The following is a 13,966-nucleotide window of genomic DNA, read 5'->3' as shown; positions in this document are numbered from 1 at the left end:
GGTCAGGCCCTCCCGCGCCCGGTGCGGGCGAACGCGAGCTCGCTAGCCGGATCGAAGACATGCAGGCGGTCCTCGAGCGGCATGATCTTCAGAACGGCACCGGGCGAGGGCGCAAAATGGCCGGCCCGATGGACGATGATCTGCTCCGCCTGCCCCTGGAAGTTGCCATAGATGTAGGTCTCCGTCCCGAGGCTCTCGTGATACTGGACCTCGAACGGCAGGCCTTCGCCGTCGGAAAGGGCGAAATGCGCGGGCCGGACGCCGGCAAGGACCTCCTGTCCCGCGCTGACGGTGGCGGGATCGACGTCGCTCCTGAGCAGGGTGCCGTAGCCGACATCGACCAACACGCTGCGATCGTCGCCGATCACGATCCCGCCCTTGAGGATGTTCATCCGCGGCGAGCCGAGGAAGCCCGCGACGAAGAGATTACGCGGATGATCGAAGAGCTCGAGCGGCGTTCCCACCTGCTCGATGCGGCCGGCCCTGAGCACGACGATCTTGTCGGCCATGGTCATTGCCTCGACCTGGTCGTGGGTGACGTAGATCATCGTCGTCTTCATCGCGCGACGCAGCTTGGTGATCTCGGCGCGGGTCTGGACGCGAAGCGCCGCGTCGAGATTGGAGAGCGGTTCGTCGAAGAGGAAGATGTCCGGGTCACGCACGATCGCCCGGCCGATCGCCACGCGCTGGCGCTGCCCGCCGGAAAGCTGCTTCGGCCTGCGGTCGAGATAGGGCTCGATTGCCAGCATGCGGGCGGCTTCCGCGATCCTCGCGTCGATCTCTGCCCGCTTGAACTTGAGGTTCTCGAGGCCGAAGGCGAGGTTCTTGCGCACGCTCATATGCGGGTAGAGGGCATAGGATTGGAAAACCATGGCGATCTTTCGCTCGGCCGGCGAAAACACGCTGACATCCCGTCCGGCGATGGCGATCGACCCGGAAGTGACGTCCTCGAGACCGGCGATGATGCGCAACAGGGTCGACTTGCCGCAGCCCGAGGGACCGACGAAGACGACGAATTCGCCATTGTCGATCTGCAGGTTTACGTCGTGCAGGACGTCAACCGCGCCGAACGACTTGTTGAGATTCGTAAGCTTGAGATCGCCCATCGCTTGCTCCCGGTAGGTCACCATGGTTTGGGTCGGTTCGACCGAAAATCATGGACGTAATCGAGTCTAAGACGTTGGAGCGGGATGCGGGCGATAAGCGCGCCGCACTTCTCCCGTCCCGTTCAGTTAGTTTGTCTCTTCGACGATATCCGTTGCATTCCAGCCTGACGGCCGAGGCGCCGGACGCTTGACCGCCACATCCTGCGCAATCAGCCCCTCGACGCCTTTCAGGTAGATCGCGGGCATACCGCCCGGATAGTCCAGAAGGCCGACGATCCGGCCGTCGGCGCCGCGCGTCCAGGCATTGGCACGCCCCGCCGCCTCGGTGATTGGGGCGATGTCCGCGAAGGTCGGCCGCAGATCGTAGCGAAGGCCGGTGCCGAGTGGCCCGGGCTCCTGAGTGATCGTGATTGCGCGAAGCGCGACATTGTGGATGCCGGCTTCGGAGGTGGAGACGAGGTTGATCGCGCCTTCCATGCGGCCGCTGATCTCTTCCACGAGCAGGTTCTCGACGGCACCCGCCCGGCGCTCCGGACGCCGGTCGACAACCGTTACGGTCAGCGCCTCGCCGGAGCCCCAGAAACCGTCGAGGGTCTCGTGGCAATCGACCTCGATCCGCGAGAAACGGATGTTTTTCATTTGGCCGCCGTCGCGCGAGAACACTCCAAGCCCTCGATTGGACTCTCTGACCTGGCAATCCTCGAAGACGACGTTGCGGAAATCGCCGTGGGATTCCGTGCCCAGTTTCAGTGCGCAGCTGAGACTCGAGACCGTGCAACGGCGCACCGTCACATCCTCGCAGGACCCGATCGCCTTGCCGTCCGGCCCGGCGCTCGTCTTCAGGCAGATGCCGTCGTCGGCCGTCCAAATCACGCAATCCTCGATCAGCACGAGGCGGCAGGCGTCGAGAACCATGCCATCGGTGTTCGGCAGCCGTCGGTCGTTCGCGATCGTGACGTTGCGGATGACGACGTCCTCGCAATCGGCAAGATGCAGGGTCCACATCGGCGAGCCGGTCACCTCAAGCCCGTCAAGATCGACATTTCGGCAGCCTTCGAAGACAATCACCCGCGGCCGGAACTCCGCCGGGATGAAGGTGCCGACGTCCGGGTCGTCGCCCCTGATGAAATGCTCGCCGCCCGCCTCGATCTTGCCAGGGCCGGTGATCCGCAGGTTTTCGGCGCTGCGGGCGACGATCATCCCCCTGTTGGATTTTTCGGCGATGACGCTGACGGTCGTGTCGCGATAGGCCTCGTAGTCGGGAATGGGGCGAAGCACGGCGTCCAAGGCGAGATGCAGTTCGACGCCGCTTTTGAGGACAAGTCCGCCTGCCACATGCTCGCCCGCCAGAAGCGATACGCGGCCCCCGCCGCGCACGGAGGCCTGATCGATCGCCGACTGGATCTCGGCGGTCGCGTCGCGGCCGGTTGCCTCTATGCCGATTTCCTGCGGCGTCGTCACGGCTTCGCATCCCCCTCGAGGAGGACGTCGATCAGCAGCAGCATGGTCAACGCCTGGCCATAGGGGGTCGGCAGGTTGGGGATGCGCCGGTAAAAGTCGAGGTCGTGGCCCATCGGCGTTCCGTCCGAGACACCCTGCACGACGCCTTCCGCATCGATCTGCCCGAGCACCGCCATCAGCGCCCTTTCGGCATGAACACGATCGTTCTTGCTCAGGATGCCGGCTTCGATGCCGCGCAGGATGCCGTAGGCGATGCCCGCGGTGGCGGACGTCTCGACGGGCGAGGTGGGATCGTTGACGAGCGTGTGGAACATCCCGTCGTCACGCTGATGGCGCTTGAGCGCGCGGACCTGACTGGCAAGCACATTGGAGAGGAAACGCCTGTCGCTCGGGTTGAGCGAGGGCACGAGCTCGAAGAGCTCGGGAATCGCCACGGTGATCCAGGCATTGCCCCGCGCCCAGAAGGCCTTGGCGAAGTTGTGGCGGCCGTTGAATGTCCAGCCGTGATACCAGAGGCCGGTGGCGGGGTCGGAGAGATAGCGCGTGTGGATCATGAACTGGTAGACCGCCTCGTCGATCCAGTCGCGGCGATCGCAGATGACCCCGGCGCGGGCGAGGAACAGGCAGGCCATGAACAGCGTGTCGTCCCAGAGCTCGCCATCGTTCAGCCGCTCCTTGACCACGTGCTGGAAGCCGCCGTCCTCGGTCTTGGGCAGGCTGTTGACGAGCCAGTCGGCCCAGTCCTCAACGAGCGCGCGAAAATTCGGGCGGTCGACATGCTCGGTCAGGATCACAAGCGGCAGCATCGGCGCGGAGCTGTTGATCTGGCGCGGTGGCAGGCCGCGTTCGATCTGCCAGGCATACCAGGCGACGAGATCGTCGATGGCCTTGCGGTCACCGGTGGCGATCGCACGGCGCAGGAAGCCATAGAGACCGACGCCGACTTCCCAGTCCCATTCGTCGAACTGGATGCCGCCGGCATGATCCGCGCCGACGAGGCCTTCCTTGATGCCCTTCAAACGGCTGAAGGCGGCCGCGACCTTGTCGATTTGGGTTTTGAGCGTCGATCGTTCGATGCTGATCTGGTTCATCTGCATGGTCCACTCATGAATAAAAGAGGCGGTCTGCCCGGGTCTGCGACACGGGCGCTGTCGAACGTGATTTCGGGCTTCGGTTGCTCGTGGTCGAAGACCAGCGGCTCCCCGCCGAGCGAGAAGGCGCCGTCATAGGCGAGCCGCAACGCCGGCCGATCCGGAGGGGTGACCGAGAGCGCGCGTCGATCGCGGTCGAAGACTACAACGGTCGAGCGGATCCTCTCGCGGAAACGTGCGAAATCGTTGTCGCTGCCGCAGCCGACAGTGCCGATCCAGCCGCAGAGACGTCCCTCGGAGCGGAGCTCCCGTCCGGCCGTGGCACCCTTCGTGACCATCGCGATGCCGTTGGTGGCGTGAAGGGCGGCGAAGCCGGCGCCCGAGCGAACGATCAGCCAATTGCCTTCGATCAGAATGCCGTCGAGACCGTCGCGTCCGAGATAAGCGTGCGTCCAGCCGTTGCGGTGGTCCTGCGTGTCGAAGATCATCAGCGCCAAATCGCGGTGCTGGGCGACACGCGGAAGGATGCCGCTGCCTGCCCAATAGGAGGGCCGCTGGGTACCCCAGGGGTCGTCCTCACCCGGATGGTTGACCCAGAGCCGCGCCATCGGATGGCCGGCGAGGCGGATGTCCATGACGTGCTGCTGGTGCCCCTTCTGGCCGGTCTTGTGGTCGACGACGGTGGAAAGCTGTGCAGCCTCGTTCTTGAAGAGAACGAGCTTGCCGGCATCCAGCCCCTGGGCGTATCGCGCCTCGATGGCACGGCCGGCCTCCAGCCGCGCCAGCCGAGCAAGATGGGCCGGCGGGATGTAGTTCGAGCAGCAGAACATCGGCAGCGAGGCGACTCCGCCGTTCAGCCAACCTTCACCGTAGGCGACCTCGGCGAAGGGCGCGAGCTCGGTTAGCGGTCCGGCGCGCAATTCCTTGTCGTAGGCACGCCCCTGCGAGCCCGCCGGCACGCCGGCGAGCGTATGCAGCGCGATCATTTCGAAGATCAGATTGAGCTGGTGCCGGGCACGGCCCGCAAGCTCCGGCTCGGCCCAATGCTCGAGTGCCAGAAGGCCGATAAAGTCGATCGGGTAATAGGCGGCCGAGTTCCATTCCGCCAAGCCATGCGCTTTGACGCTGTCGAACCATCGACGAAGCCGTGCCTTGGCGAGCGCCGCCTGCTCGCGTCCGGTCCGCCCCGAAGTCTCGAAGACGGCGTCCGGCAGGAAATCGCCGGCGAGCAACTGGCTTGCATGGAAGCACAGCACATGGTTCTCGCTCCAGAACCACATGACGTCGTTGCCGGGCTCGTCCACCCAGTAGCGGTAGCCGAGGACCGCTGCCCGGATCTTCCCGACCGTCTCCGGACCAAGACGCTCGCCATAGGCGCGGACGAGCCAGAGCAGCGGCACCAGGACGAAGTCGGAGCAATCCTCGCGGCGGTCGATCGACATCAGCGTCGCCGAGATGATCCGATCGATCGTTGTCCTGTCGTCGCTGCCGGCGGCGACCATCGCGAGGGCCCGGCCGATGCGCTCTGCGCCGCAACGTGCACCGAAATCGAGGGCCGCCCGCTTTCGCGCCGCGATGCTCACGGCGGCGGTGTCCGGCGAAAGCCGGCCGAGGAAAGCCGAGTCGACGACCCGGGTGACGGTGCCTGCGCCGGATCCGATCGTCAGCCGTACGCCGTGATAGCCGTCGGGAATGCCGAGCATTTCCGGGATGGCAAGCCGCGTCTCGGCTGCACCGAGGGTCGCCGCGGCGCGCGCCAGAACGGCCCGGTCGTGGCCATGGCTATAGACTTCGACGACAAGCGGAAGATCGCGTCCGGGCGGGGCGTCGAAGACCAGTTCGAGCGCCGACCCGACGAAGACGTCGCGGCTCGGCCGGACGTCGCGCACGAGTGATGCAAGGCGGCCGACCTCATCGCTGTCGAGGGGAACCGGCAGGGTGACCGTCAGCGGCGCCTCGTCCAGGAGCTCGAGCTCGAAGAACCAGATCGTGTCCCTTTCGGCGAGATCCTCCGTGTGCAGCAGGATCTCGTTGTCGCCGGGTTGAAGCTCGAGCGTCACGTCGGACGTGCTTTCGACATTGCGGCGGAAAGGCTCGAAGCGCACCTGCTCCACGCCGTTCACCCAGATGCGCACGCCGCCGCAGGTCCGGAGCCTGAGGTGAAGCCGGCGCGGGGCTTCCGATCGGAAGGTGCCTTTCAGCCACCGGCGGATATGGGTCGGCACATGCCAGAAGCCGGTGAACTCGACGCGGCGGTTCGACCCCGGCAGATTCAGACGCGCCGCCGGCCAGTCGCATTCCGGTTCGATCGCGCGGCCGACCATCTCGGCCCAGAAGGCCTTGCGGCAGGGCAGGTCGCCCACATCGACGAAGCCGTTGATGAAGCGGTAGTTGACGCGATCCTCCGCCGGCGCCGCGGTGCCGGGGAAGCCGGAGCTGATCAGGTCGGACACAATCCAGGCGGTGACCGTCTCGCCCTTTGCGACCTCATAGGTCGGATCAAGAGACACTGTCTCGATCGGAGAATTGCCCAACATAGACCGCCTCCCGTCGATCGTATGAAAATGTTTTCATTATTGCCAGAACGGCGCGGAAAGCACCTCGCCGTGAAGTTTCCGCGAACAAACAGCTTGACGTTTGCGCTGTCAAGTCGCAAAAACATGAAAATCGACTTGGGAGAGGAGTTCCGGTTCGATTTAATGAAAATGTTTTCATAAGGGAGGATGAGCATGCCGAAGCTCCTTTCGGGCGTCAGTGCACTAGTAATCGCCAGCTTCGTCGGCGTGGCCTCGGCTCAGGCCGAAACAAAGACGATCACATTCCTGTTCACGGATGACGACCAGGGCTATGTCCAGCGCATGGCCGAGCTCAGCAAGGAATTCGAGAGCACCCATCCGGACGTGAAGGTGAATTTCGTGTCGTCCGGCTATGACGCCGTCGCCAAGCAGCTGCCGGTGCAGCTTGCGGTCGGCGAGGGCCCTGATCTCGCCAAGATCACCGATTGGCAGCTTGCGCCCTATTACCTGGACATGCGTCCCTACATGAAGGATCCGGAAGCTTACGCCACGCTCCACGGCGCAAGCCTCGAGCAGCTGCGCCTGCCGGCGATCAACGAGCCGAATTCGATCAATGGTTATGTGGCGTCGCAGACGCTCAATCTGCCCTTCGTCAACAAGACGCTGTTCGAGCAGGCCGGCGAGCCCCTGCCAGGGCCGAAGGCGACGCTGAAGGAGATCGTCGAAGCCTCGGGGCGGGTCGCAAAGGCGACGGGCGTGCAGATACCGTTCACCATGGACCGCTCGGGCCACCGCTTCTCGGGCGCGGCCTTCTCCTACGGTTCGACCTACGTGAAGGACGGCAAGTTCGGCTTCCCGGACGAGGCGGCCAAGAAATATATCGCTGACGTCTATGCCTGGACCCAGGACGGCAGTTTCCCCAAGGAGATGTGGGGCGCGGCCGGCGGATCGCAGTACAAGAACATGGGTGACGAGTTCGTCAACGGCAACGTCGTGACCTATCTGGCTGGCAACTGGATGGTCAATCCGTTCCAGACGAAGATCGGCGATGCCTTCGATTGGACGGCGATCAATGCGCCCTGCGGCGAGGTCGGATGCTACGCCATGCCCGGTGCCACGGCGATCGTCGGCTTCAAGCGGACCAAGCATCCCGAGGCGGTGGCCGAGTTCATCGAGTTTCTCGGCTCCGAGAAGATCCAGCGGGAGATCGCCGAAAACTATGTCATCCTGACCGGCGCCGAGATCAAGGACCCGCAGTACAAGCTTTCGAGCGAGAACGCCAAGTCCGCCATGGCGGTATTCCTCGACAACAGGAAGAACGTGCCGCAGGCCGCGCGCGACTTCGAGCGCCAGAAGGGCGGATCGGCGATGTATCAGCAGATCGTGCAGCGCATGAGCCAGCTGATCGTCGGCGAATTGTCTCTCGAGGAAACCTACAAGGTCCTGGAGGATGACGTGCGCAAGATCAACGAGGCCCGGGCATCGCAGTAAGCGCCATTCTGACTAAGCCCTCCCAGGCTCTGGACGACGCGCCCGATCGGCGGGCGCGTCGTCCCCGCGATCAAGGCAAGAAGAAGAGGAATGCCATGCAGTCGTCCATAACTGTTCGCCATGCGGTTCATTATTCGCAGTCGGAAGCAATGAGCGGGAGCGCGTTGCGGCAGAACTTCCTGATCGAGGAACTGTTTACGCCGGGAAGCGCGAACGCCGTCTATACCCATTACGATCGCCTTCTCCTTATCGGCGTTATGCCGGACCGGGAGGCGATCAGCCTCGGCGAGGACATGGCCTGCGTCGTCGGTGGCGAATTCCTTCTGGAACGACGCGAACTGGGGCTGATCAACATCGGCGGTCCGGGGATCGTCCGAGCGGACGACGCGGTTTTCGAAGTCGGCTTCCAAGACGCGCTCTACCTCGGCATGGGGACCAGGGATGTCTACTTCGAAAGCGCCGATGCTTCGGCGCCTGCCAAGTTCTACATCAACAGCGCGCCTGCGCACGCCGCCTTTCCGGCCCGGCATATCCGCAAGACGGAAGCGATCGAGCTCAATCTCGGCGACGGGCAGACCTCGAACAAGCGGACGCTTTACCAATATTTCCACCCGGATGTCATGCCGAGCTGCCAATTGCTGATGGGCATGACGCGCCTCGAACCGGGCAGCGTCTGGAACACCATGCCGGCGCATACGCATGATCGGCGGATGGAGGCCTACCTCTATTTCGAAGTGCCGCAGGACGCTTTCGTGGTTCACCTGATGGGCCGGCCGGAAGCGACGGGCCATCTGATCGTCAGGAACGAACAGGCGGTCATCTCGCCGCCCTGGTCGGTCCATTGCGGCGCCGGCACCTCGTCCTATGCGTTCATCTGGAGCATGGCGGGCGACAACAAGTCCTTCAAGGACATGGATTTCGTGCCGATGGGAGATATCCGATGACCGCGGGCGCCGGCCTTTTCGACCTTTCCGGCAAGCGTGCCCTGGTTACCGGCGCGCGCACCGGCCTGGGGCAGGGGCTGGCCCTGGCGCTTGCTTCCGCCGGCGCCGATATCATCGGGCTGGGGTCGCAGGCAATGCCCGAGACGCGCCGCGCGGTCGAGGCGCTCGGGCGGCGATTTGAAGAGGTCGTCTACGATCTCACCAATCCGCGCGACATCCCGGAGATGTTTGCCCGCCTCGTTGAAGTCGGCGCGACGGTCGACATCCTGATCAACAATGCCGGGCAGATCCGCCGCTCCGACTTCACCGACTTCACGGAAGAGGATTGGGACGACGTCCTCAACATCAATTTGAAGAGCACCTTCGTGCTCTCTCAAGCGGTCGTCCGGCATATGCTCGACCGGGGCGTCCAGGGGCGGATCGTCAATATCGCCTCGCTGCTCTCCTTCCAGGGCGGGATCCGCGTCGCCTCCTACACGGCCTCCAAACATGGCGTAGCCGGGCTGACCAAGCTCATGGCCAACGAACTGGCTGCCAAGGGAATTACCGTCAACGCGATCGCGCCGGGGTATATGGCGACCGACAACACCGAAGCGCTGCGCAACGATCCGGAGCGCTTCCGGGCGATCCTCGAGCGCATTCCCTGCGGCCGATGGGGCGAGCCGAGCGATCTCAGCACTGCCGTTCTGTTCTTTGCTTCGCCTGCGAGCGGCTATGTGACCGGGCAGGTGCTCGCCCTCGACGGCGGGTGGCTGGCGCGTTAACGCTGATCGGTTCGCATCGGAAGACGCTGGCCTAACGTGTAGGACAGTTTTCGACTCCGTGCGGCTTCAATTTGATATTTTCTGTAGATATACTCTGCTGCACCGGTCATTGTATTATGGCGCGCACAGAGGCGTTCGCGCGCCTGGAAAAATGGTGACAACCATCAGGAGGCGCTCTTGCTCTACGATGTCGCTGTCGTCGGTTCGGGATTTTCGGCGATCGCCGTAACGATCCACCTTCTTCGGCTGTTGCCGCCCTCCGCTTCGATAACAGTCGTCGGCGACGATCCCGGCTTCGGGCGTGGAACCGCCTATCGGACGGAGTTCTATGTCCACCGTCTGAATGTGCCCGCCGGTCGCATGAGCGTTTTTCCGGAGGAGCCGGACGATTTCGTCCAATGGCTTGAACGGCACGGGCGGCAGGCGACAGCCGACGGTTTTGCATCGCGCGGAGATTACGGTCTCTATCTGCGCGACCGGCTGGCCGCGCTGTTGCGCGATGACGATCGACGCGCCCGCTTCGATTTCGTAAAGGCAAAGGTGACGAATTGCGTCCAATGCAACGACACGGGGATGGTCTTTCATCTCAACAATGGCGCTGAGCTGAGGGCGCGTAACGTTGTGCTTTGTCTCGGGGTCGGCAATGCCGACCTGCCGCTCGATCGCGGCAAAATCGAAGCTGGCGCGGAAAGGCGGATCGTGCGCAACCCCTGGCGGCTGAGTTGGCTTTCGAAAGTCGGCCGTGGAGACCGGATCTGTATTCTCGGCTCAGGTTTGACGATGATCGACCAGGTGCTTGCACTCAGGGTTCACGGCCATCGCGGTCCCATTCGCGTGCTGTCGCGCCGGGGCCTCTTGCCGCGTGCGCATGCGCCGGCCGGCGAGCGCTCGCCGGCTCTCCAAACTGGGCTTGCGCCATCGCGCGGCATCAGCGCCCTGCTTTCCGGCTTTCGCCGGCAGGTTCGCAGCAGACTGGCGTGGCCTGATGGATGGCCTGCGGCCGATCACGCAAGGGCTCTGGCAGTCGTTGACGAGAGACCAGCGCGCCCGGTTTCTGCGCCATGGCCTTGCCTGGTGGAACGCCCATCGCCACCGCATCGCCCCGGAAGTCGCCGCGCGTTTCGATGCCTTGCGGAAAGACGGCATCGTCACAGTTCACGCCGGCTTTCTCGAGGCGATCGAGGAGGACGCGCGCGGGGCGTCGGTCAGCTACAGGGAGAGGCAAAGCGGCCGGCACCTTTCCTTCAATGCGGATTGGATCGTCAACTGCACCGGCATGGAGCGCGCCGGCGTCGCCCATTCGCCGCTGCTGCAGCACATGCAGCGGCAGGGGCTGATCACACCAGACGCGCTCGGTCTCGGTCTTTCCGTCGACGCGGCCTCGCGCGTCCTTGGCCGAAACGAGGAGCCGCAGCCCGGCCTGTATGCCGTTGGCGCATTGACGGCCGGCCAGTTCTGGGAGATCACCGCGGTGCCGGATATCCGGGTGCAGGCGCAAGCCGTCGCCGGAGCGATCGCCTCGATCTTGCGGGGCGAGGCCCGATCGTAGGCGCGATCGGCGATCGCTGCAGAGACGCGTGCGACATCTTTCCTTCGGCCGCACCGCATGCGAGGCTGGCATTGCGCCTTTGGCCGCCCGTGGCACGCTAGCGTTCCACCCGTCCGACCGCGCTTCGAGCGCCGGAGAACTGCGAGGGTGCGGCATGCGAAAATTCAGGCCCTTACCGATCGTGGCGATCATCGGAGGTGGCTTCAGCGGCGCCGCCGTTGCACTACATCTCACACGCAATCTGGGCGCGGAGCGTCGGGCGCGTATCGTCGTCTTCGAACCGCGCGCCAGGCTCGGTGCTGGTCTTGCCTATGACACGGCGGAGCCTGCGCATCGCATCAATGTGCCGGCCTTCAAGATGAGTCTCTATCCGGACGAGCCGGAAAGCTTTGCAGACTATCTGGTCCGGGCTGACACGCTCGCCACCGATCCGGTCGCCTGCAGCGCCGAGGGCGTAGCCTATCCGCGCCGATCGGTGTTCGGCGACTATGTCGCGGCCGAGCTCGCTCCTTGTCTTGCGGGCGGGCTGATCGAGCATCGGCGCAAGCGGGTGCTCGGCGTCAAGCGATCTCAAGTCCGATGGACGATCCTTGCGGAGGATGCGGAGGTGCTCGTCGCCGACATCGTCGTTCTTGCGGTCTCCCATCCGCCGCCGTCGCTGCCGAAGGCATTGCTGCCGATTTCGTCTATTCCAAAACTGGTTGCCGATTCGACCAGGACCAATGCTCTGGATGGGATCGCGCCGGCAGATCGGGTCCTGGTCGTCGGCAACGGTCTAACGGCGGCAGACGTGGTCGCCGCTCTCACCGAAAGAGGCCACCGCGGTCCGGTCATCTCCATATCGCGGCGCGGCTTGCGGTCCCGCGGTCATCCGGCCGTCGTGCAAGACCCGTTCGGCGACTTCGTCTCCGAGCCGGTCACCCGCGCCTCCGAGCTTCTCCGCCGCATTCGCCGGACGCTGCGGGTCGCCCGGCAACGGGGGTTGAGCTGGCACCCGGTCATCGATGCCGTTCGGGCGCAGGGCCAGCAGATCTGGCAGGCCCTGCCAGTCGTCGAGCGTCGCCGCATCGCCCGTTTGGCGCGGGTCTATTGGGACGTGCATCGGTTTCGGATAGCACCGCAGGTCGAGGATGTGCTTGACCAGGCGATCGAGAATGGCCGGCTCGAAATTCTTTCCGCCTCGGTAGCATCGGCTACGATCGATGGCGGGGAGATCAGGGTCGACCTCAGGCAGCGGGGTCTAGACGCATTGCGCAGCATTATCGTGGACGCGATCGTCGTGACCACCGGCCCGGCCCATGGCGGGATCCTGAAGTCCCAGCCTTTCCTGGCTGGCCTCGAGAAGGGAGGGGTGCTCACCGTTTGCGAAACCGGACTTGGGATCGCCTGCGATCTTCACGCTCGGGCCGTTGGCGCCGACCGGCGTGTGGAGCCGAACCTTTTCATCGCCGGGCCGCTGGCGCGTGGCACCTTCGGTGAATTGATGGGTCTGCCTCAGGTGACGGAGCATGCGGTTTTCGTTGCCCTAGAAGTAAAGGCACTGCTTCTGCGTGGCGAAGCGAACCGGCTTCACCCCGTCGTCGACTGAGTGCAAAGGGAGACGGCGAGCCGCAATTCGCCACTTCCGCTATTTCCGGGAGACATAATTTCTGATTTAGAAACAGCGGCTTGTTTGTCATTTCTGTAATGCCCAGACGAGTTGGGCCATTAAATTTGGTTTTGCCATTGCATATCTCAAGGCAGCGTCTATATATACCGCGTCGAACATTGCTTGTGACCTTTGTCTACGCGCCGAAGCGCTTCGTCAGATTTCCTTTCAAATATCGATCCACTCGGGTGATTATTTGCCCGTAATCTCATCATTGAAAGGAAATTGTTATGAGTTCAGGCACCGTAAAGTGGTTCAACAGCACCAAGGGTTTCGGTTTCATCCAGCCCGACGACGGCTCGACGGACGTATTCGTCCACATCTCCGCCGTTGAACGAGCAGGACTGCGCTCGCTCGTCGAAGGTCAGAAAGTTACCTACGACATCGTCCGCGACAACAGGTCCGGCAAGAGCTCGGCAGACAATCTGCGAGCTGCATAATTCGTCATTCGCCTCCGCTGACCACGGATGTACTGGCAGGGAGCGTTTGAATGACGGAGCGCCTTGCGTGTTCGAAAAGGACGCGCGGCGCTCAAGAGGAGGTCGGGGTAACGCCCGGCCTTTTTTGCTTGTGCCCCGAAGGGCACAGACGAAGGAGATGCGATGAGCCGGAACATCTACAATGTTGGCGATACGGTCGTGTTGAAGGCCGACCTTGTGCGCACGTTGGCCGCCAACAGGACCTGCCGCATCGTCGGCATTCTGCCCGCAGCCGAACACGGAGAAGCGCAGTATCGCGTCCGGTTTGGTACCGAGACCTTTGAACGTCGCATCTTCGAACACGATATCGATGCTTCGGAAACGGCCTTGCCGGCCAAGGCACACAGTCCGGCGGCAGCGGTCGCAGGCAAGCCCTGGCTCAAGCCGTTGCGCGTCAGGACAGCCAAGTGAAATGCCTGCCCTCAGCGCCAACGTGGTCGGTAACCCCGCCAAGGTCGCTGTAGCATTTTGAATTGCCACCCGTCGGTTCTATTGACGGGATCATGTAGTAACCTCATCGACACGGAAAGGATGTATTTTGCAGGTACTCGTCAGAGACAATAACGTCGACCAAGCTCTCCGCGTTCTCAAGAAGAAGATGCAACGCGAAGGCGTCTTCCGCGAAATGAAGATGCGCAGCGCCTACGAAAAGCCCTCCGAAAAACGTGCTCGCGAAAAGGCCGAGGCCGTTCGCCGCACGCGCAAGCTTGCGCGCAAGAAACTGCAGCGGGAAGGCCTTCTGCCCTCGCCGAAGAAAGTGGCGCGCACGCGCTGATCGCTTCTAAAAGTGAAGCGCCTGCGGGTGAAAGGCGCTCAAGCTTTTCCTCGCCCGCGCGAGCTCCGCCCTTCGTCCGAAGGGCGGAAAGCCTCCGGGCTCCGCATTCTGCCCCGCCACATCAAAAATCACTACGCCGCCC

At 63.5% G+C, this 13,966-nt stretch carries 11 protein-coding genes and 1 pseudogene; 8 read left to right on the top strand and 4 right to left on the bottom strand.

Annotated features, from left to right (window positions below):
• Positions 1–2: 2 nt before the first annotated feature.
• From USDA257_RS06415 to USDA257_RS06400, 4 genes are all read right to left on the bottom strand, one after another.
• Positions 3–1,106, bottom strand: coding sequence for an ABC transporter ATP-binding protein (locus tag USDA257_RS06415; protein ID WP_014762094.1), 1,104 nt, complete (start codon positions 1,104–1,106; stop codon positions 3–5).
• A gap of 126 nt (positions 1,107–1,232) precedes the next feature.
• Positions 1,233–2,567 carry a polygalacturonase PglB gene (gene pglB, locus USDA257_RS06410; RefSeq protein ID WP_014762093.1) on the bottom strand — a complete coding sequence of 445 codons (1,335 nt, stop codon included), beginning with the start codon at positions 2,565–2,567 and terminating at the stop codon, positions 1,233–1,235.
• Positions 2,564–3,658 carry a beta-galactosidase BglB gene (gene bglB / locus USDA257_RS06405; protein WP_041414995.1) on the bottom strand — a complete coding sequence of 365 codons (1,095 nt, stop codon included), beginning with the start codon at positions 3,656–3,658 and terminating at the stop codon, positions 2,564–2,566. The genes pglB and bglB overlap by 4 nt, the downstream gene beginning before the upstream one ends.
• Positions 3,655–6,195, bottom strand: coding sequence for a hypothetical protein (locus tag USDA257_RS06400; RefSeq protein ID WP_014762091.1), 2,541 nt, complete (start codon positions 6,193–6,195; stop codon positions 3,655–3,657). Before USDA257_RS06400 ends, bglB begins: the two co-directional genes overlap by 4 nt.
• Positions 6,196–6,387: 192 nt before the next feature.
• Between USDA257_RS06400 and USDA257_RS06395 the strand changes: the two genes are divergently transcribed.
• The 8 genes and pseudogenes from USDA257_RS06395 to rpsU all read left to right on the top strand — a co-directional run bounded on the left by USDA257_RS06395 (position 6,388) and on the right by rpsU (position 13,824).
• Positions 6,388–7,665 (top strand): ABC transporter substrate-binding protein, encoded by a 1,278-nt coding sequence (locus USDA257_RS06395; RefSeq protein ID WP_014762090.1) that lies wholly within the window; start codon positions 6,388–6,390, stop codon positions 7,663–7,665.
• Positions 7,666–7,760: 95 nt separating this feature from the next.
• The gene (gene kduI / locus USDA257_RS06390) at positions 7,761–8,609 is read left to right on the top strand and encodes a 5-dehydro-4-deoxy-D-glucuronate isomerase (protein WP_014762089.1); all 849 of its coding nucleotides are present in this window, start codon (positions 7,761–7,763) and stop codon (positions 8,607–8,609) included.
• Positions 8,606–9,373, top strand: a complete 768-nt coding sequence (gene kduD, locus USDA257_RS06385) for a 2-dehydro-3-deoxy-D-gluconate 5-dehydrogenase KduD (RefSeq protein ID WP_014762088.1) — start codon at positions 8,606–8,608, stop codon at positions 9,371–9,373. The genes kduI and kduD overlap by 4 nt, the downstream gene beginning before the upstream one ends.
• A gap of 177 nt (positions 9,374–9,550) precedes the next feature.
• Positions 9,551–10,922 (top strand): annotated as a pseudogene (locus USDA257_RS06380) (FAD/NAD(P)-binding protein).
• A 154-nt stretch (positions 10,923–11,076) separates the two neighbouring features.
• Positions 11,077–12,510 (top strand): FAD/NAD(P)-binding protein, encoded by a 1,434-nt coding sequence (locus USDA257_RS06375; RefSeq protein ID WP_014762086.1) that lies wholly within the window; start codon positions 11,077–11,079, stop codon positions 12,508–12,510.
• 290 nt (positions 12,511–12,800) lie between these two features.
• Entirely contained in the window at positions 12,801–13,010 is a 210-nt protein-coding gene (locus USDA257_RS06370; protein WP_014331580.1) for a cold-shock protein, read from the top strand.
• Positions 13,011–13,172: 162 nt separating this feature from the next.
• Positions 13,173–13,460 carry a hypothetical protein gene (locus tag USDA257_RS06365; protein WP_014762085.1) on the top strand — a complete coding sequence of 96 codons (288 nt, stop codon included), beginning with the start codon at positions 13,173–13,175 and terminating at the stop codon, positions 13,458–13,460.
• Between the two features lie 127 nt (positions 13,461–13,587).
• A complete protein-coding gene (gene rpsU, locus USDA257_RS06360; RefSeq protein ID WP_014762084.1) occupies positions 13,588–13,824 on the top strand; it encodes a 30S ribosomal protein S21 in 237 nt (78 codons plus the stop codon).
• Positions 13,825–13,966: the final 142 nt, after the last annotated feature.

The sequence above is a fragment of the Sinorhizobium fredii USDA 257 genome (genome assembly GCF_000265205.3).
Classification (GTDB): Bacteria; Pseudomonadota; Alphaproteobacteria; order Rhizobiales; family Rhizobiaceae; genus Sinorhizobium; species Sinorhizobium fredii_B.
This window is presented reverse-complemented; position numbering and strand designations above follow the sequence as displayed.

Bases quoted from the DNA above. Each gene is read 5' to 3' on its own strand.
- USDA257_RS06365 (WP_014762085.1), top strand. From the start codon at position 13,173: ATGAGCCGGAACATCTACAATGTTGGCGATACGGTCGTGTTGAAGGCC.
- USDA257_RS06400 (WP_014762091.1), bottom strand. From the start codon at position 6,195: ATGTTGGGCAATTCTCCGATCGAGACAGTGTCTCTTGATCCGACCTAT.
- kduD (WP_014762088.1), top strand. From the start codon at position 8,606: ATGACCGCGGGCGCCGGCCTTTTCGACCTTTCCGGCAAGCGTGCCCTG.
- USDA257_RS06375 (WP_014762086.1), top strand. From the start codon at position 11,077: ATGCGAAAATTCAGGCCCTTACCGATCGTGGCGATCATCGGAGGTGGC.
- bglB (WP_041414995.1), bottom strand. From the start codon at position 3,658: ATGAACCAGATCAGCATCGAACGATCGACGCTCAAAACCCAAATCGAC.
- kduI (WP_014762089.1), top strand. From the start codon at position 7,761: ATGCAGTCGTCCATAACTGTTCGCCATGCGGTTCATTATTCGCAGTCG.
- USDA257_RS06370 (WP_014331580.1), top strand. From the start codon at position 12,801: ATGAGTTCAGGCACCGTAAAGTGGTTCAACAGCACCAAGGGTTTCGGT.
- USDA257_RS06415 (WP_014762094.1), bottom strand. From the start codon at position 1,106: ATGGGCGATCTCAAGCTTACGAATCTCAACAAGTCGTTCGGCGCGGTT.
- USDA257_RS06395 (WP_014762090.1), top strand. From the start codon at position 6,388: ATGCCGAAGCTCCTTTCGGGCGTCAGTGCACTAGTAATCGCCAGCTTC.